The organism is Nocardia sp. NPDC049737, assembly GCF_040674755.1.
Classification (GTDB): domain Bacteria; phylum Actinomycetota; class Actinomycetes; order Mycobacteriales; family Mycobacteriaceae; genus Nocardia.
In genome coordinates this window covers 116,708-134,664 of record NZ_JBFANH010000030.1, presented here as the reverse complement: position 1 = coordinate 134,664, position 17,957 = coordinate 116,708, and the positions used below count along the sequence as shown (strand labels likewise).

The 17,957-nt window shown below is 66.5% G+C and carries 15 protein-coding genes; 8 read left to right on the top strand and 7 right to left on the bottom strand.

Translation table 11 applies throughout. The annotated features are described in order from the left end of the window. Window positions 1-587: 587 nt before the first annotated feature. The 3 genes from AB0J47_RS33350 (at window position 588) to AB0J47_RS33340 (ending at window position 3,877) form a co-directional block, all read left to right on the top strand. On the top strand, window positions 588-1,292 hold the full coding sequence (locus tag AB0J47_RS33350) for an enoyl-CoA hydratase-related protein (protein WP_364355336.1): 705 nt from the start codon (window positions 588-590) through the stop codon (window positions 1,290-1,292). A gap of 93 nt (window positions 1,293-1,385) precedes the next feature. Continuing rightward, a complete protein-coding gene (locus AB0J47_RS33345) occupies window positions 1,386-2,618 on the top strand; it encodes a M20 family metallopeptidase (RefSeq protein WP_364355333.1) in 1,233 nt (410 codons plus the stop codon). A 128-nt stretch (window positions 2,619-2,746) separates the two neighbouring features. Next, window positions 2,747-3,877, top strand: coding sequence for a M20 family metallopeptidase (locus AB0J47_RS33340; RefSeq protein ID WP_364355362.1), 1,131 nt, complete (start codon window positions 2,747-2,749; stop codon window positions 3,875-3,877). Between the two features lie 55 nt (window positions 3,878-3,932). Here AB0J47_RS33340 and AB0J47_RS33335 read toward each other — a convergent pair whose 3' ends face one another. Beyond that, window positions 3,933-4,412: a gamma-glutamylcyclotransferase gene (locus AB0J47_RS33335; protein WP_364355330.1), complete on the bottom strand. Its 480-nt coding sequence runs from the start codon at window positions 4,410-4,412 to the stop codon at window positions 3,933-3,935. Between the two features lie 125 nt (window positions 4,413-4,537). Here AB0J47_RS33335 and AB0J47_RS33330 point away from each other — a divergent pair, with 125 nt between their 5' ends. From AB0J47_RS33330 to AB0J47_RS33315, 4 genes are all read left to right on the top strand, one after another. Continuing rightward, a complete protein-coding gene (locus AB0J47_RS33330; RefSeq protein WP_364355327.1) occupies window positions 4,538-5,941 on the top strand; it encodes an NAD(P)H-quinone dehydrogenase in 1,404 nt (467 codons plus the stop codon). 471 nt (window positions 5,942-6,412) lie between these two features. Then, on the top strand, window positions 6,413-7,399 hold the full coding sequence (locus tag AB0J47_RS33325; protein WP_364355324.1) for a hypothetical protein: 987 nt from the start codon (window positions 6,413-6,415) through the stop codon (window positions 7,397-7,399). Between the two features lie 73 nt (window positions 7,400-7,472). Beyond that, window positions 7,473-8,537: a hypothetical protein gene (locus AB0J47_RS33320; protein WP_364355321.1), complete on the top strand. Its 1,065-nt coding sequence runs from the start codon at window positions 7,473-7,475 to the stop codon at window positions 8,535-8,537. Between the two features lie 75 nt (window positions 8,538-8,612). Beyond that, entirely contained in the window at window positions 8,613-9,788 is a 1,176-nt protein-coding gene (locus AB0J47_RS33315) for a PLP-dependent aminotransferase family protein (protein WP_364355318.1), read from the top strand. A gap of 3 nt (window positions 9,789-9,791) precedes the next feature. On the opposite strand, the gene glpK is transcribed toward AB0J47_RS33315, so the two are convergent. Then, window positions 9,792-11,291 (bottom strand): glycerol kinase GlpK, encoded by a 1,500-nt coding sequence (gene glpK, locus AB0J47_RS33310; protein WP_364355315.1) that lies wholly within the window; start codon window positions 11,289-11,291, stop codon window positions 9,792-9,794. Between the two features lie 290 nt (window positions 11,292-11,581). Here glpK and AB0J47_RS33305 point away from each other — a divergent pair, with 290 nt between their 5' ends. Further along, the gene (locus tag AB0J47_RS33305; protein WP_364355312.1) at window positions 11,582-13,315 is read left to right on the top strand and encodes a glycerol-3-phosphate dehydrogenase/oxidase; all 1,734 of its coding nucleotides are present in this window, start codon (window positions 11,582-11,584) and stop codon (window positions 13,313-13,315) included. A gap of 3 nt (window positions 13,316-13,318) precedes the next feature. Here AB0J47_RS33305 and AB0J47_RS33300 read toward each other — a convergent pair whose 3' ends face one another. The 5 genes from AB0J47_RS33300 to AB0J47_RS33280 all read right to left on the bottom strand — a co-directional run bounded on the left by AB0J47_RS33300 (window position 13,319) and on the right by AB0J47_RS33280 (window position 17,737). Beyond that, window positions 13,319-13,909, bottom strand: coding sequence for a TetR family transcriptional regulator (locus tag AB0J47_RS33300; protein WP_364355359.1), 591 nt, complete (start codon window positions 13,907-13,909; stop codon window positions 13,319-13,321). Between the two features lie 62 nt (window positions 13,910-13,971). Then, window positions 13,972-15,333, bottom strand: coding sequence for a hydroxysqualene dehydroxylase HpnE (hpnE, locus tag AB0J47_RS33295; protein WP_364355309.1), 1,362 nt, complete (start codon window positions 15,331-15,333; stop codon window positions 13,972-13,974). Between the two features lie 56 nt (window positions 15,334-15,389). Continuing rightward, on the bottom strand, window positions 15,390-16,235 hold the full coding sequence (locus tag AB0J47_RS33290; protein WP_364355306.1) for an MBL fold metallo-hydrolase: 846 nt from the start codon (window positions 16,233-16,235) through the stop codon (window positions 15,390-15,392). Further along, window positions 16,235-16,801: a TetR/AcrR family transcriptional regulator gene (locus AB0J47_RS33285; protein WP_364355303.1), complete on the bottom strand. Its 567-nt coding sequence runs from the start codon at window positions 16,799-16,801 to the stop codon at window positions 16,235-16,237. Before AB0J47_RS33285 ends, AB0J47_RS33290 begins: the two co-directional genes overlap by 1 nt. 129 nt (window positions 16,802-16,930) lie before the next feature. Beyond that, on the bottom strand, window positions 16,931-17,737 hold the full coding sequence (locus AB0J47_RS33280) for a DNA-formamidopyrimidine glycosylase family protein (RefSeq protein WP_364355300.1): 807 nt from the start codon (window positions 17,735-17,737) through the stop codon (window positions 16,931-16,933). Between the last annotated feature and the right edge of the window lie 220 nt (window positions 17,738-17,957).

The following is a 17,957-nucleotide window of genomic DNA, read 5'->3' as shown; positions in this document are numbered from 1 at the left end:
GACTTCGTCGCATGCGCTTCGACGGCTCGGACGCGAGACGGGCCGCGAACGGGTCGCTCGTAAGACTCGCTCCGTGGTGGTTGGTGATGGCGGGGGCGTTCAGCACCTGATGCACGCGTGCTGGGCGTTTGAGTTCCGCGCCTGTGTCATATGTGCTTCGGCCATTGGGGTGGGAGGCGGGTCGCGAACGGGTCGTTCGTAAGGGCTCGCTTCGTTGTGGTCGCTGAGGGCGGATTGTTCAGCGCCCGATTCCGTCATGCTGGGCGTTTGAGTTCCGCGCCTGTGTCATATGTGCTTCGGCCATTGGGGTGGGAGGCGGGTCGCGAACGGGTCGTTCGTAAGGGCTCGCTTCGTTGTGGTCGCTGAGGGCGGATTGTTCAGCGGCTGATGCCCTCGTGCCGGGGGTTTGAGTTCCGCGCCTGTGTCATATGTGTTTCGGCCATTGGGGTGTGAGACGGGCCGCGAAGGCGCTCGTCAGACTTGCGCCGTGGGAGCTGAGACGGCAGCACGGCTTGCTGTCGCGCAACCCGCCGAGTGTTAGCTACCCGCGAGTAGGTGTCGCGCTGCGCACCCGTTACGCTGCACGCATGCCGTATCTGGAACGTGAAGGGGATGTGTTCGTCGTCTACCTCGGGAACGAGGGGCAGACCGACAGCGAGAACCGTTTCCATCCGGATTGGATCGATGCGTTCCACGGGCTGTTGGACCAGGTCGAGGCGTCCGAGGGGCCGGCGGCGCTGGTCACCACGGCGAGCGGGAAGTTCTACAGCAACGGGCTCGATACCGATTGGCTGTTCGGCAACCTGGATCAGATGCACGGCTACCTCGACCGGGTGCACAGCATCTACACCCGCCTGCTGACCTTCCCGCTGCCGACGGTGGCCGCGGTCAACGGTCATGCCTTCGGTGCGGGCGCGATGCTGGCAACTTCGCACGATTTCCGGGTGATGCGCGCCGACCGCGGCTTCTGGTGTCTGCCCGAGGTGCACCTCGGCATGCCGTTCACCGTCGGCATGAACGCGCTGCTCACCGAGCGTCTCACCAACCAGGTGTGCGTACAGGCCATGACCGCCGGTCACCGCTTCGCCGCCGACGAGGCCATCGCTGCGGGAATTGTCGACGCGAAGGCGGATGCTGATGTTTTGCTGAAGTCCGCGATCGAGCGCGCAGGCGCCCTCGCGGCAAATCGCAAGCCCAATCTGCCGGTGATCAAGCGGTCGCTGCACGCCAAGGCGCTGGCCGGGCTCGCGATCCCGACCACTCCGGAGAATCTGGCGTTCGCCCCGGGATAACCGCAACTTGATCACAACCCTTGCGCCGCGCGGCGACATCGCCCCTGGGCGCAGGGTGCGCCCGATCTTGTGCGCAGTGCCAGACTGTGTGCCATGCCACCACCGCGCAGCGGGCACCCCGAATCACGCACGGACCACCACGTCGCGCACCCGGGTGCGGCGGCGGACGCCGCGATCCTGGCCGCCGCGCCCGAACTGATCGCGCTCTCGCATTCGATCCACGCCGAACCAGAACTGGCGTTCGAGGAAACCCGCAGCGTCGCCAAGACCATCGCGCCGCTGGCCGAGCGCGGTTTCGCGATCGAGACCCCCGTCGCCGACCTGCCTACCGCATTCCGCGCGACCTACGGATCCGGCGAGCTCACGGTGGGTATCTGCGCTGAATACGACGCACTGCCCGAGATCGGGCACGCCTGCGGACATAACATCATCGCGGCATCCGCGGTCGGCGCCGGACTCGGCCTCGCCGAGGTGGCCGACGTCCTCGGCATTACCGCCGTCGTCTTCGGCACACCCGCGGAGGAGAGCGGCGGCGGCAAGGTGCTGATGCTCGAGCGCGGCGTCTTCGACGATGTCGCGATGGCGATGATGGTGCACCCCGGTCCGATCGATATCGTCGACGCGCGCTCGCTGGCGCTCGCGGATCTGTCGGTGGTCTTCCACGGCCACGAGGCGCATGCCAGTGCGGCCCCGGAATTGGGCCGCAACGCGGGTGACGCGGTGACCGTCACGCAGGTTGCTCTGGGGTTGCTGCGTCAACATCTCCGACCCGGACAGCAACTGCACGGTATAGTCAGCGACGGTGGCGTAGCCCCCAACATCGTTCCCGGACGTGCGGAACTGCTGTATTACCTACGCGCAGTCGACTCCGCATCCCTCGACGATCTGATGCGACGAGCGTCGGCTTGTTTCGAGGCGGGTGCGCTGGCAACCGGCTGCACTCACGAAATCCGGACGGTTGCGCCGACATATACCGAGCTGACGCCCGATTCGGGATTACTGTTTGCCTATCGTGAGCAGATCGTCGACTTGGGCCGGGTGCCGATCGCACCAGAACTCGAGGCGCAGCGACCGCTCGGGAGTACGGATATGGGCAACGTCACCAACGTCATACCGGGCATACATCCGGTCATCGGCATAGATGCCGGTGGGGCGGTGACGCATCAGCCCGGCTTCGCCGCGGCGAGTGTCAACGCCTCGGCCGATCGTGCGGTAACCGACGGTGCGATCGCGCTCACGCGTACCGCTATCGCCGTAGCTCGCGATCAAATACATAGGGACAGGTTGTTGCAACGGCTCGTTCAACGACAGGAGGACATTCGGTGAGCATTACTGGCCGTTCCGCGGCGCACGCGACACGCTCGGTGTCGGCGACGCGCGTGCCCACGGGGGGCCACGGGAGCGCAGCACAATCGGATACCGCGGAAGTCGGACCGGATGCGGTCGATTCCTGGCTGGCCGAGCACACGGTCGACCTCATCCAGTGGCGCCGGCATATCCACGCGAACCCGGAGCTCTCCCGCACCGAATTCGCCACCACCGAGTTCGTCTCGGCCTGGCTGACCAAGGCGGGATTGACGCCGCAGAAGATGCCCAACGGCACCGGAGTGCTCTGTGACATCGGTCCGGTGGATGCACCGCGCATCGGACTGCGCGCCGATATGGACGCACTCCCGCTGCAGGAATTCACCGGACTCAGCTTCGCCTCCACCGTCCCGGGCGTCTCGCATGCCTGCGGGCACGACGCGCATACCACGATTCTGCTGGGCACCGCGCTCGCACTGGCCGATCAGGAACTCCCGGTCGGCGTGCGATTCGTCTTCCAGCCCGCCGAAGAGGTGATGCCCGGCGGTGCCATCGATATGGTCGCCGCTGGGGCGATGGAGGGCGTCGACCGGATCTTCGCACTGCACTGCGATCCGCGCCTCGAGGTCGGCCGGGTAGGCATCCGGGTCGGTGCGATCACCTCGGCGGCCGACACCATCGAATTGGTTCTCGATTCGCCGGGCGGGCACACCTCGCGTCCGCATCTGACCAGCGATCTGGTCTACGCCATCGGCACCGTGATCACCGGCCTGCCCGGGCTGCTCAGCCGCCGCATCGACCCGCGCACCAGCACAGTGATGGTCTGGGGGGCGGTTAGCGCGGGCAAGGCGCCCAATGCGATACCGCAGACCGGCATGCTCACCGGCACCGTGCGCACCGGCGATCACGCGACCTGGTCGCTGCTGGAGCCGATGGTGCGCGAGATCGTGGACGGCCTGCTCGCCCCGACCGGGGTGCGCTACCAGTTGAACTACCGCCGTGGTGTGCCGCCGGTGGTCAATGACGAGCACTCGACCAGGATGTTCGAAGACGCGATCCGCATGCTCGGCCCGGACGCACTCGCCGACACCTTGCAGTCCGGTGGCGGTGAGGATTTCTCCTGGTACCAGGAGGAGGTGCCGGGCGCGATGGCTCGCCTCGGCGTTTGGTCCGGGCACGGCGAACAGTTGGATCTGCACCAGCCGACCTTCGACCTCGACGAGCGCGCGCTTGCCGTCGGTGTCCGGGTACTCAGCAATATCGTGTTCAACGCGAGCTGACGAAGACAAAGGAAGCGGCCGACCCTCGATGGGGGTCGGCCGCTTCCGCGTCTGTTCAGCTACCGAAGAATCCAGGTCCGACGTTCTTGCTGTTTCGGGTGCGCAGCGCGTGCACGTATTCCGCTGGCGCGCCAGCCTTTTCGGCCGCATCGGCCATCACGCCGATATAACGCGCCGATGGTAGCCCGCCCTCATAGGCATCGAGTACATATAGCCAGGCCAGGATGGGTTCGGAACCGCTGCCCGCGCTCGGCACCACGCGCAGCCGGATCTTGCGGTGGATGCCGAAATCGGAACCCTCCCAGCGGTCCAGGCGCTGCTCGTCCTCGGGCGATACGTCGTAGAGCACGACGAATACCCGCTCGCCCGGCTCTTCGACGACGGTGGCCAGCGGGCCCTCCCAGCCGATGTCGTCACCGCTGAAGGTGAGGCGCCAGCCCTCCAACCAGCCTGTCCCGTACATGGGGGAGTGCGGACAGCGCTCGAGCATCTGGGACGAGTCCATGTTGGACCCGTAGGCGGCGTAGATCGGCACGACGCAAGGGTATCCAATAACTTGCGCGCATCGTCTCTATCCCGGCGAGATGACCGTGTGTTCGCCAGCTAACGTTGTTTACCGGCACCGGAGATCCCGGTCGAATAGCTCGAGCGGAGGTATCCATGACCCGCATAGCGATCATCGGTGGCGGACCGGCCGGTTACGAAGCGGCACTGGTGGCGGCCCAACACGGGGCCACGGTCACCCTGATCGATAGCGACGGCATCGGCGGGGCGTGCGTCCTGTGGGACTGCGTACCGTCGAAGACCTTCATCGCCTCGACCGGCGTGCGCACCGATCTGCGTCGCGCCCGTGACCTGGGCATTACCCTCGATCCGAGCCAGGCCCAGATCGAACTGGGCGAGGTGAACGCGCGCGTGAAGGCGCTGGCGTTGGCCCAGTCCTCCGATATCCGCTCCAAGGTGCAGGCCGCGGGTGTGACCGTGTTGACCGGACACGGACAGCTCAGCGATCCGGCCGCCGGTCTGGCCGCGCACCGTGTGCGCGCGCTCCTGCCCGATGGCACCGAGGAGGCCATCGAGGCCGAAGTAGTGTTGATCGCCACTGGCGCGAGCCCGCGCGTGTTGCCCGGCGCCGAGCCCGATGGTGAGCGCATCCTGAACTGGCGTCAGCTCTACGACCTGGAGGAACTTCCAGAGACCCTGGTCGTGGTCGGCTCCGGTGTGACCGGCGCCGAATTCGTTTCCGCGTACACCGAAATGGGTGTGCGGGTGAAGTTGGTCTCCAGCCGTGACCGGGTGTTGCCCGGTGAGGACGCCGATGCCGCGCTCGTGCTCGAGGACGCACTCGCCGAACGCGGTGTCGAACTGGTCAAGCACGCCCGCGCCGATGCGGTAGAGCGCACCGCCGCAGGCATCGTGGTGAAGCTCTCCGACGGCCGAACCGTCACGGGTACGCATGCGCTGATGACCGTCGGCTCGATCCCGAATACCAACGACCTGGGCTTGGAGCGGGTCGGCATCGAACTCGACCGCGGCGGCTACCTGCGGGTGGACCGGGTGTCGCGCACCTCGGTGCCGGGCATCTACGCCGCGGGCGACTGCACCGGCCTGCTGCCGCTGGCCTCGGTGGCCGCCATGCAGGGCCGCATCGCGATGTATCACGCGCTTGGTGAGGGCGTCAGCCCGATCCGGCTGAAGACGGTCGCCTCGGCCGTATTCACCCGCCCGGAGATCGCGACCGTCGGCGTGAGCCAGACCGCCATCGATAACGGCGAGGTGCCCGCGCGCACGGTGATGCTGCCGCTGAACACCAACCCGCGCGCCAAGATGTCGGGTCTGCGCAGGGGTTTCGTCAAGATCTTCTGTCGGCCCGCGACCGGTGTGGTCATCGGCGGTGTGGTCGTCGCCCCGATCGCCTCGGAACTCATCCTGCCGATCGCGCTCGCGGTCCAGAACAATCTGACCGTCAACGATCTCGCCCAGACGTTCTCGGTGTATCCGTCGCTGACCGGCTCGGTCACCGAGGCGGCCCGGCTGCTGATGCGTCACGACGACCTGGATTAACAGGCGGTGTTTGATTTGCAGCGCCTTCGGCGCTGCGTGTTCGCGGCCCCCCGGTGTCTCGCGTCCGAGCCGTCGAGACTCGCGCCTGCGGTGCATACACTTCGACGACTCGGACGCGAGACGGGCCGCGAACGTCGCTCGTAAGATTCGCTCCGTTGCGGCCGGATTATGCGGTCGATCTCGAGTGCCCCGAGTCTTACTGTCTTGTCTGGACTTTCACCGCGTTGCCAGTCCGGCGCGCATGTGGTTCACTTCCCGCAGAGATGCGATCGGCGGGCGATCGCGAGGGTTCTGTGTGGGGGGATCGATCCTTTCCAGCGGGAACGGCGAACGGCCGCATGGTCGTTCGCCGCTCCTGTCTCAGGGGCCAAGCGTCTCACCAGGGAAAACTGTGTGTGACCGAGTCGGTCGCACCCGGGAAAGGGATTGCGAAAAGTGAAACATCGTAAGCCGAGTCGGACGCAGCGAGCGATGGCGAGCACATCGTTGCCGCTGGCCACCGCGGCGGCCGTGGCCACGCTCTTCGCGGCGCCGGCGGGGGCAGTTCCGGATCAGCCGAGCACACCGACCACTCCGGCGCCCGCGCCTGCCGATCCGGGCAGCACCGCGCCGACGGATCAGGGCCAGCCGGAGACCACCAAGCCGGATCCGGGTAAGCCGGAGGCCAAGCCGACGCCGACGCCGAGCCAGCCGGGTGTCACCACGCCGGATCCGAACCAGGTCATGCCGAATCAGCCAAGGGATCCGAAGCTGTCGACGCCGACTCAGCCGGGTGTCACCACCCCGCGCGTCGCGCCGCTGCCGGTTCCGGGCCAGACCGGACCCGATGTCCCCGCCGTGGTGCCGGAGACGGCGCCTGGTGCGGAGGCTCCGAAGCCCGCGCAGCCCGGAACCACCGCACCGGGTGCGAACACCCCGAGCGGTCCGAACGCGCGGACCCCGCAGCAGCCGCAGCCCGACACGCTGGTGCAGCAGCCGCGCTGGGAGGCCCCGCGCTTCCAGCAGGCGCCCGCCGCACCGGTCGTCGAGATGGACGGCCCGCACCAGGAGATCGGCGCCAATATCGACGGTGGCTCGCTGGCGCCCGGCTACGTGGCCAACACCCACCACTTCAACAATGCTGCGGGCTACGTCGGCACCATCGGGTACCGCACCCCGACCGGTCAGGGCGAGGCCGGTGTGTCGGTCGAATACGTCGGCGCCAACAGCGTCAAGGTCACCTCCTACACCGGTGGTGAGGGTCTGGCCGACAACAAGACCGAGGTCATCCTCGACACCACCCAGGCCAACCTGGCCAAGGCCGCTGTCGAGCACTGGATTCGGGAACAGCCGGGCGGCGCGGCTGCCCTCGAGGCCGCCGCACAAGTTAAACTTCCGGTGCCGCCAGGCGAACTGGCTCCGCAAACGGTCAACGTCGCCGGGGTCACCACCCAGTGGGGTGGGTCACTCCAGTACTGACACGAGCTGATTCGACGGGTGGGGCGGTCGTTCTCGACCGCCCCACACGTGTGTCCTGGGGAAAGGATTTGGTGTGGGCTCCGAGGGTGATGGCAGGGACAACGAATCCGACCAGTCCGGGTCGGAATTCGGACCCCCGTTGGACGATTTCGGCCCGCCGGTCTCCGAATTCGGCCCGCCGGTCTCCGAATTCGGCCCGCCGGTAGGCGAATTCGGTCCGCCGACGGGCGGTCAGGCGCGACCGCAGTGGTCGGTGCCCGAGCCTGCCACCGATCATCCCGAGCTGATCTGGCGGCCCGCCGACGAACCGCCGACGGTGCCGCCACCACCCCCGCAGTACCGCGCGCCGGATACGACGGTGTTCGGCGATGCGCCGCCACCGCCGCCGCGGCGACCGGAACCGCCGGTCGAACCGGACCCCAACGAGGCCACCGTGCGGCATACGACACCTGCCGCGAGCCAGCGCGACACCTGGTGGAACAGTCCGACCGAATCCGGCGGCGTGCCGAAGCCGCCGTCCGAGCCGCCGGGTCTGTCCTGGGCCGACGATCCGATCGCGAAGCGTCTTGCGCCGAAGCTGATCTCCGACACCATCACCGCGACCCCGACCCGGCACAGTTCGCGCGGCCGGTGGATCGCGCTCGGTGTGCTCGCCGCGCTCGTGGTGGTTCTGGCGCTGGTGGTGACCTTCGTCGCGGTCAGTCGCGACGACAACGGCAGTCCGAAGGCGGCGCCGCCCGCACCGCCGAGTACCTCCGCCGCGCTGAGCTGCCCTGCGAGCAAAGACGGCAAGGTGACCCGCGGCAACGGGCAGGGCGACACCTCGAGCGGCCCGGGTGCGATCCTCGGCTTCCAGTACGAGTTCTACGTCGACCGCAATGGTGAGCGGGCGCGCAGATTCGTCGCGCCGGATGCCGAGAATGTGTCGATGGCCGAGGTCATCCAGCAGGCGATCAATGAACAGATCCCGGTCGGCACCACGCATTGCCTGCGGATTGCCGAGGTCGCTGCCGACACCTTCGAGGTGGATCTGACCGAACATCGGCCCGATGGCACGACCAATGTCTACCGGCAGACCATCATCACGGTGGTCCGGGACGGCAAGAGCGTGATCTTCGCCATCCGGGAGCGCGTCTGAGCTCTCGATGGCTTCCTAGAGCTGAAATTCATCCCATGATAGGGTACGTGGGCTGCTGATTTCGGGAGGTTTTCCATGTCGCCGACCAATCCACCGCTCGCGGCCAAACTGGGCGGACTGAAGAGCTCGGCGATTCGCGACCTGCTGAAACTGACCGCGCGCGACGAGGTGATCAGCCTCGCGGGCGGTTTGCCGGATGCGGAGTTGATGCCGAGAGAAAGGCTCGCCGCGGCGGCAGATGCGGCGCTGCGTGGTTCTGCGGTGTTGCAGTACACCGAGTCGGCCGGGTGGGTTCCGCTTCGCGATGTGCTGCGGCAGCGGGAGTCGGCGAAGCTGGGCCGGACGGTGGGGCTCGACGAGATCTTCGTGACTCATGGTTCGCAGCAGGCGCTTTCGCTGCTCGCCGAGGTGCTGCTGGACCCGGGTGCACTGGTTGTTGTCGAGGATCCGGCGTATGTCGGTGCGCTGCAAGTGTTCCGGGCGGCCGGGGCGCGAATTGTGCCGGTCCCTTTGGATTCCGAGGGAATGCGGCTGGATGTGCTGAAGGAACTGTTGGCGCGCGGTGAGCGTCCGGCGGTCGTGCACACGGTGAGCAATTTCCACAATCCGGGTGGCGTCACCATGAGTCCGCCGCGTCGTCGTGAGTTGGCCGAACTCGCCGACAGCCACGGTTTCTGGGTTATCGAGGACGATCCGTACGGTGAGCTCTGGTTCGACCGGCCTTCGCCCGATCCCGTGGCAACCTACTCCCGCAACGTGATTCGGCTTTCCAGCGCCTCGAAGATCCTCGCGCCCGCGCTACGGGTCGGCTGGATGGTGGCGCAGGAGCGGATCTGCCGCGCGGTCGAATTGCTGAAACAGGGCGCTGACCTGTGCGGTTCGGCGCTGACCCACCAGATCGCCGCCGACCTGCTAACCGACGAGACCTGGCTGACCGGCCATGTCGACACGGTCCGTACCGCCTACGGTGACCGCGCCAAGGCGCTCGTGCACGGCGTACGCACCCGCTTCGGCGAACGCCTTACCTGCACCGATGCCGCCGGCGGCATGTTCGTATGGGCGGATTTCACCGACGGCACCGACACCGATCGGCTGCTGCCGCGAGCCCTGGAGCACGGCGTGGCCTTCGTCCCCGGCTCGGCCTTCGCCGTCGACACCGACTACAGCCACTCCATGCGCATGTGCTTCACCACTTCGGACGCGGCGACGTTGGCGGAGGCGATCGACCGGCTGGCTCGCGCGGCCGAATAGTCGTCAATCCACCCAGTTGTAGGTGCGCTCCACGGCCTTGTTCCAGGCGGCGAGGTGGGTTTCGCGGTCCGTCGCCGACATCGCGGGCTGCCAGGTCTTATCCGCGGCCCAGTTGGCGCGGATGTCATCGGTGCTCTCCCATAGTCCGACGGCGAGTCCGGCCGCATATGCCGCACCCAGCGCGGTGGTTTCATTGACGACCGGACGGACCACCGGCACATCGAGGATGTCGGACTGGAACTGCATGAGCAGATCGTTGCCGACCATCCCGCCGTCGACCTTGAGGGTGGTCAGTTCCAGTCGCAGCTGCTGGGATTCGGCGTCGGCGCGCATCGCGTCCATGACCTCCCGCGTCTGAAATGCGGTGGATTCCAACACCGCTCGCGCCAGATGCGCCTTGTCGACGAAGCGAGTGAGGCCCGCGATGACGCCGCGGGCATCCGGTCGCCAGCGCGGCGCGAAGAGGCCGGAGAACGCGGGGACGATATAGGCGCCGCCATTGTCCTCGACGCTGCGCGCCAGCGGCTCGATCTCGTCGGCGGCGGAAATGATGCCGAGATTGTCCCGGAACCATTGCACCAGTGAGCCGGTCACGGCGATGGACCCCTCCAGTGCGTAGACCACCGCCTCATCGCCGAGCTGGTAGCAGACCGTGGTGAGCAGGCCGTGCTTGCTGAACACCGGTGTTGTGCCAGTATTGAGCAGCATGAAATTGCCGGTGCCGTAGGTGTTCTTGGCCTCGCCGGGGGACAGGCAGGCCTGGCCGAAGGTCGCCGCCTGCTGGTCGCCGAGAATGCCCGCGACAGGTATGCCCGCCAATGGGCCGGAGCCGATCTCCGCGTAGATCTCCGATGAGCTGCGGATCTCCGGCAGCATCGAACGCGGTATCCCGAATTCCGTGCATATCTGTGAATCCCACTGCAGCGTACGCAGATCCATCAGCATGGTGCGTGACGCATTGGTCACATCGGTGATGTGCTGACCGGTGAGCTTCCACAGCACCCAGCTGTCGATGGTGCCGAAACACAGCTCGCCGGACTCGGCCCTGGCTCGCGCGCCCTCGACATTGTCGAGGATCCAGCGCAGTTTCGGACCGGCGAAGTAGGTGGACAGCGGGAGGCCGGTGCGGTCTTGGTAGCGTGTCGCGCCGAATTCGCCGCCCAGTTCGGTGACCAGACGGTCGGTGCGGGTGTCCTGCCAGACAATCGCGTTATGAATCGGCTTGCCGCTGGCCCGATCCCACACCACGGTCGTCTCGCGCTGATTGGTGACGCCGACCGCATTGATCTCCGCGGCGGAGATCCCCGTGCTCCGCAGCACCTCGCCGAGCACGAATTCGGTATTGCGCCAAATGGTTTCCGGATCGTGCTCGACCCAGCCCGGCCGCGGGAAGATCTGCTCGTGCTCGCGTTGCGCGACACCGACGACGCGGCCCTGCCGGTCGAAGATGATGCACCGACTCGAGGTCGTGCCCTGATCAATGGCGGCCACATAGCGACGCATTCGTGCAGGCTACTAAAACCGACGTGGCCATCGGGGAAAACAGCGGAGCGCGCCACGCATCACCTCGCGACCAGCAGGTTGTCGGACTAGTGTTGGGATCGGTTACCGGCGAGTAGCGCGGGTTATCGGCCGCGGGCGACACGGCTTCGGCCCCGACTTGGGATCGTCGCCGGTTCCTCTAGCCTGGAAAACAGAAGACCGCCCGCCGGACTGAGCAGCCCGATCGTGTGCCCGAAAGACCACAAACGTCGTCTGAACCCCGACGCCGGGGTCGGCTGGAGGAGTCGAGCATGACCAAGAAACCGCAATCGCAGTTCCTCGGCCCCGAGCAGCGCGCGACGGCATGGGAGCGCTTCGGTAAGGATCACTTCGACGTGGTCGTCGTTGGTGGTGGCGTGGTCGGCTCGGGTATCGCGCTCGACGCGGCGACGCGCGGTCTCAAAGTAGCGCTGGTCGAGGCGCGCGATCTCGCGTCCGGCACCTCGAGCCGCTCCTCGAAGATGTTCCACGGCGGGCTGCGCTATCTGGAGCAACTGGAATTCGGGCTGGTCCGCGAGGCGCTGCGGGAACGTGAACTCGCACTGGCCCGGCTCGCACCGCATCTGGTGAAGCCGCTGCGCTTCCTCTACCCGCTCACCCGCCGCGGCTGGGAACGTCCGTACGTCGCCGCCGGGCTGGTGCTCTACGACACCATGGGCGGCGCGAAATCCGTTCCCGGCCAACATCATCTAACCCGGCACGGGGCACTCCGGCTGGCGCCCGGTTTGCGCCCCGACTCGCTGATCGGCGGCGTCAGTTACTACGACACGGTCGTCGACGATGCCCGCCACACCATGACCGTCGCCCGCACCGCCGCGCACTACGGCGCGGTTATCCGCACTTCCACCCAGGTCGTCGGCTTTCTGCGCGAGGCGGATCGGGTCGTGGGGGTGAAGATGCGCGATAGCGAGGACGGCCGCACCGGGGAGATCCGCGGGCATGTGGTGATCAACGCGACCGGTGTGTGGACCGATGAGGTCCAAGCGCTTTCGCACAATCGCGGCCGCTTTCACGTGCGCGCGTCCAAGGGAGTGCACATTGTGGTGCCGCGCGACCGCATAGTCAGCGATGCCGCGATTATCCTGCGCACCGCGACCTCGGTGCTGTTCGTCATCCCGTGGGGCGCGCACTGGATCATCGGCACCACCGATACCGACTGGAATCTTGATCTCGCCCATCCGGCGGCAACCAAGGCCGATATCGACTATCTGTTGGACCGAGTCAACCAGGTTTTGGTTACCCCGCTCACCCCCGCGGATATCGACGGTGTCTACGCGGGTCTGCGGCCTTTGCTTGCGGGAGAAAGCGATTCGACTTCCAAGCTGTCGCGCGAACACGCAGTCGCCCGCGTTGCGCCGGGGCTTGTCGGCATCGCGGGCGGCAAGTACACCACCTACCGGGTGATGGCCTATGACGCGGTCGATGAAGCGGCGCAGGATATTCCGGCGCGCGTCTCGCCGTCCATCACCGATAAGGTTCCGCTGCTCGGTGCCGACGGCTACTTCGCGCTGATCAATCAAACGGTGCAACTCGCCGAGGCCTATGGTGTGCATCCGTACCGGGTGAAGCATCTGCTCGATCGCTACGGTTCACTCATCGACGAGGTCATGGCCATGGCCGACGGCAAACCCGAACTACTGCAACCGATTATGGACGCGCCATCATATCTGCAGGTGGAGGCCGCCTACGCGGCCGCCGCGGAGGGCGCACTGCACCTGGACGACATTCTGGCCCGCCGGACGAGGATCTCCATCGAATACTCGCATCGCGGCGCGAACTGCGCCGAACAGGTAGCCCATCTGGTCGCACCGATACTCGGCTGGGACGACGACGAAATCGACCGGGAGGTAAGCACTTACCAGGCCCGCGTCGACGCGGAGATCCGCTCCCAGACCCAGCCGGACGACCCCTCCGCCGATGCCCTTCGCATCGCGGCCCCCGAACCGCGCCCGGAGATCCTGGAACCGGTCCCGTTGGACAGCTGAGGGCTAACCGACAGCTGGCGGCTTTTTCGGGGTTTCGACCTGGGTGGCCCAGGCCAAGAGCGACCGAATATATCGCAGTACCAGTTCATCCGGGTACTGCTGCGGGTCGGCCAGATGCAGCCGAGCCAATTCCTCCAATGCCGCGAGCATGATGCGCTCGGTCGCACCATCCGGATCGACGGTGACTCCCGCATGGCGCGACAGATGCCGCGCGCCGATCGCCCGCGCATAGGCCCGGCCGACTTCGAGCCGGTCGCGCAGATCCGGCGGTCCGCCGTCGGGTGGGCTGAGGATGATCCGCCAACTGGTCGGCGCGGCATGCAGATAGGCGAGAATGCCGCGGCCGATCCGATCCGCATCGTCATCGGTGTCCGCCCAGTCGAGACTGCCGATACCGGCCAGTGCGATGGCCGATTCGCGATCCACCAGCGCGGTCATCAGCCCGGACAGATCGGTGAACTGCTGATACACCAGTGCCCGTGCCACCTCGCCCTCGCGCGCGACCCGATCGATACTCACGGCGCCGAAGCCGTCGACGGCGACAATAGCGCGCGCCACATCGAGTAGCTGCGCGCGCCGCTCGGCTGCGGACATGCGGCGCTTGGGCGTGGAACAGGACTTCGCAGTGGGGTGCTCAGAGGTCGAGCGCTCCGTGGTCACGGCAAAGACGGTAGCGCAAGTAGCAGGTCCACCGCCTTGGCAGCGCTCTGCACCGCGCTCTCCATGGTCGCCGACCAGTCGGTCGCGGTCCAATCACCGGCCAGTACCAGCGTCGGCACCGAGGTGCGCTGATCCGGGCGCAGGCCGTGCGTGCCGAGCACCTGCGAGAACGTCGCTTTCGGCATTCGAACTACGTGTCCCTGAACGACTTTCGCATTTTCGGCGGCCGGGTAGTAGCGGCGCAGCAGGCGCATTTGTTCGTCGATGATCTGCTCGTTGGTCTTGTGTATCTGCTCGTACGCGCCGCTGGTGGTCAGGCAGTACAGCCAGGCCCGGTCGGTGCTGCGCCCGGTCATCAACTGCCGGTCGAAGACCTCGTCGATGACGCCGGTGCCGCCGATCAGCGCCTCGAATTCGGCCTCGGTGCCGAGCGGGCGGTCCAGGTACAGGTTGGTGCTGACGATCGGTGTATATCCCAATTTATCTGCGGCGGCGTAGATTTCGGAATGCTCCGGCAATTCATCCAGCAGTCCGCCGATATTCGAATTCGGTACCGCGCAGACAACGGCATCGGCCGGGACGACCGAACCATCGGCGAGTACCACCCCAGTCACCGCACCATTCTCGATATTGATGCGGCGGGCCACCGCGCGATGGCGGACCTCGACACCGTATTTCTCGAAAACCTTTTGGGCCCCGGCGATGTAGAGGGTATCGAGGTCGGTGGTCGGGTAGCCGATGGTGACCGCCCGACGGTGTTCGACCCCGAGCCGGATGCCGGTGGCCAGCAAATCGGCGAGGATCTTGGCCGATTCCTGCTGGACGGGCTCGGCCGCGAGGCCGAGAGCGAGCCAGTCCCACAACGCTTCTCGCGCCGGAGCGGGCATGCCTACCCGGTTGAACCACTGTTCGGTGGTGAGATCGGCGAGGTCAGCGGGTTGGTGCAGGCTCTGCCAGCCGAGTCGCACCGTGGCTCGGGCGGCGCGCAGCCGATCGAGCAGGCTCGCGTCGGGATGTGCGCCGAACAGCGTGCGCCATGCGCCCCAGCCCTTGGTCGACATGAACACGCTGCGCCCGCCCGGCCAGCGCAGCGTCCCGCCGTGCGGGAAGGCGACGTACTGGCGGGTGCCGACGCTGGTCAGGTAGCGGAACAGATGGTCATAACCGCTGGCGATCACATGCTGGCCGTTATCGGGAAGGTCATCGGCCGCTTCGACTTTCATCGCATGTGTCCGGCCGCCGAGTCGGCCGCGGCGTTCCAGCAGCGTGACCTGCTTACCCGCCTCGGCCAACCAGACCGCGGACGCCAGCCCGGCCAGTCCACCCCCGATGACCACGTACCGCCGCAGATCGTTCACATTGCACTCCCTATATTAACTTACATTCTGCAAGTTAATCGGGAGTGCCTGGGCCGTCAAGGGTTTGGTCGAACGGCGATCTGCTGCATGGCATGGAATTCGATCGAGCTGTGCGCGGAGAACACCGTGACCTCGTCACCGTGGTCGCGCACCAGTTCGCGCAGCCGCTGCTGGTTCTCGATGCGGGCGGCGGGAAGTGTCTGCACATTCTTCTCGAACATGGCCGTACCGAACGGTTGTCGCGGCCGAACCGGGTCGAGTACGCCGGGATGGAAGTAGGAGTCGCCCGCGGACAGCAGCCAGCCGCTTCCGGTATCGACGGCGACACCCGCATGACCGCGGGTATGCCCAGCGAGCGGGATGATCAGGATTTCCGGGGGCAGGCCGGTCAATTCGCGCACCGCGTCGAAGCCGAACCAGCTGGCACCGGTATCCGCGTACGACTCCCAGCGTGGACCGTGCCGAAACTGAGGTTCCTTATAGCGCAAGCGTTCTTCCCGCGTATGTCCGCCCTGTAGGGCGCGCAGTTCCTCGGCGTATACGTGCACCCGCGCATGCGGGAAGTCGGCGAGTCCGCCCGCGTGGTCGAGATCGAGATGGGTGAGCACGATGTCGCGGACGTCCTCGCGTCGGTAACCCAGTGCCTCGATCTGGTGCACGGCGGTCTGCGCGAGATCGAGGACCGGATTGGTGAGCCGCAGGAAGCGACGGCCGAGCCATTCCTCGGGCCGATGGACCGCCTGTTCGCCGACGCCGGTCTCCACCAGGACGAGTCCGGAGTCGAGTTCGAGGAGCAGGCAGTGGCAGACCATTTCGGCGCGGCCGAAGATGCTGCCGGTGCCGTCGAGGAGACGGCCACCGAGTGGGCGCATGGTGCCGCAATTGAGGTGGTGCACGCGCATCAGGAAAGCTCCCGTTCGAAGGTAGTACGCAGATGGGCGGCGACCGCGCGCAGCGGCGCGACATCGCGTTTGGTCTTGGCGAGCATCAGGGCGCCCTCGATCGTGGCGAGGGCGACGGTAGACAGTTCGGTGGCCCGCTCTCGGCCGATTCCCTTGTCCCGCAGGTACTTTTCGATCGATTCGCGCCAGGATTCGAAACCGGTGACGCAGGCCTGCCTGATCGTTTCGCTTTCGCGCCCAGCGTCGAGTGCGATGGTCGCGATCGGGCAGCCGCGTTCGAAATCGGACTCTACGAGCAGCGCGGTGAGGACGTCGAAGACGGTGGCGATATCGCCGCCGTCGGCAAGGATCGCGTCGAGCTGGTCGCGCAATTGCCTGCTCGATTGGGTGATGGCCTCGGCGGCGAGTTGTTCCTTGCCGCCCGGGAAGTGGAAGTAGAGCGAGCCCTTGGGGGCGCCGCCCGCGCTGACGAGTTGATTCAGGCCGGTGGCGTGATAGCCCTGGGTGTGGAAGAGGTCGGCCGCGGCGTCGATGAAGCGTTGGCGGGAGTCGGTGCGAGGTGCCACGCCCTCACGGTACGTGAACTATGACGACCGGTCTAGTTAGTTCGGGAACTGACGGATATTCGAGATGGTCGGTAGCAGTGGATTCAGGGTGTTAGCTACTGAGTGGCAACTCGTTCCCGCTCGGTTCGATCAGGCGGGTTCGGGTTGGCAGCGGGGACAGAAGTAGATGCCGCGCTCGCGCTGGGTGATGCGGTCGGACTGGGGGTTTCGGGCTGTTCGACCGGGCTGGGGTTCGGTCTCGCCGAGTAGATGCACGATCATGCGGGTGCCGCAGCGCTGACACGGACGGCGGGCGCGCCCGTAGGCCAGTGCCCGCCACGGCGGTTCGGTTGCGGCCTTGGTGAGCACGCGATGGGCCTCGTGCACGAGGGCGAGCAGGTCGGGGACATCGGCGACCGGTGTGGCCGGGTGGACGCGGCGCAGGAAGCAGATTTCGCTGCGGAAGATATTGCCGATACCGGCCAGATTGCGCTGGTCCAGTAGGGCGAGGCCGATGGGTTGGGCCGGATGCCGTTCCAGCCGTCGCAGCGCCTCGGTCACATCCCAGTTCGCGCCGAGCAGGTCAGGCCCGAGATGGTCGGTGGCGGTGTGCTCGTCCGCGCGTCGCAACACCTCGACGGTACCGAGCGAAAAGCCCACCGCCTCGGTGTCATCGGTGCCGAGCACCAGCCGGGCGGTCACCGGCGGCCGCGTCCACCGTTCACCGGCGCAGTAGGTCCGCCATTCGCCCTCCATCTTCAAATGCGTGTGGACACTGACCTCGTCGGTGCGGACGAAAAGATGCTTGCCATAGCTGGCGACATCGTCGACCCGCTGCCCGACCAGATCGACCGTCGCATAGCGCGGCACCCGGAAATCGCTGCGGATCAGTGTCTTTCCCTCCAGCGCGAGCCGCAGCCTGGCCGCGGTCAGGAATACGGTGTCGCCTTCAGGCATGGCTCGACCATAGATTGATTCGGGCCGGGGTCATTGTCTGCTCCGCAGTGCGCGTCCGCTCATCGCCGCGCAATTCACCCTTCGCGGTGTGCGAGTGGCCGTCGCCGCGCGTGCCGGAACGGGCACGTCGTGCGTGGGTTCGTCGTCGGGTCACGGCTTGCTTCGCGATCGCAGGTCGCGTGGTGTCGCGGAGAATTCGGTCTCGCTTCGCGGTGTGCGA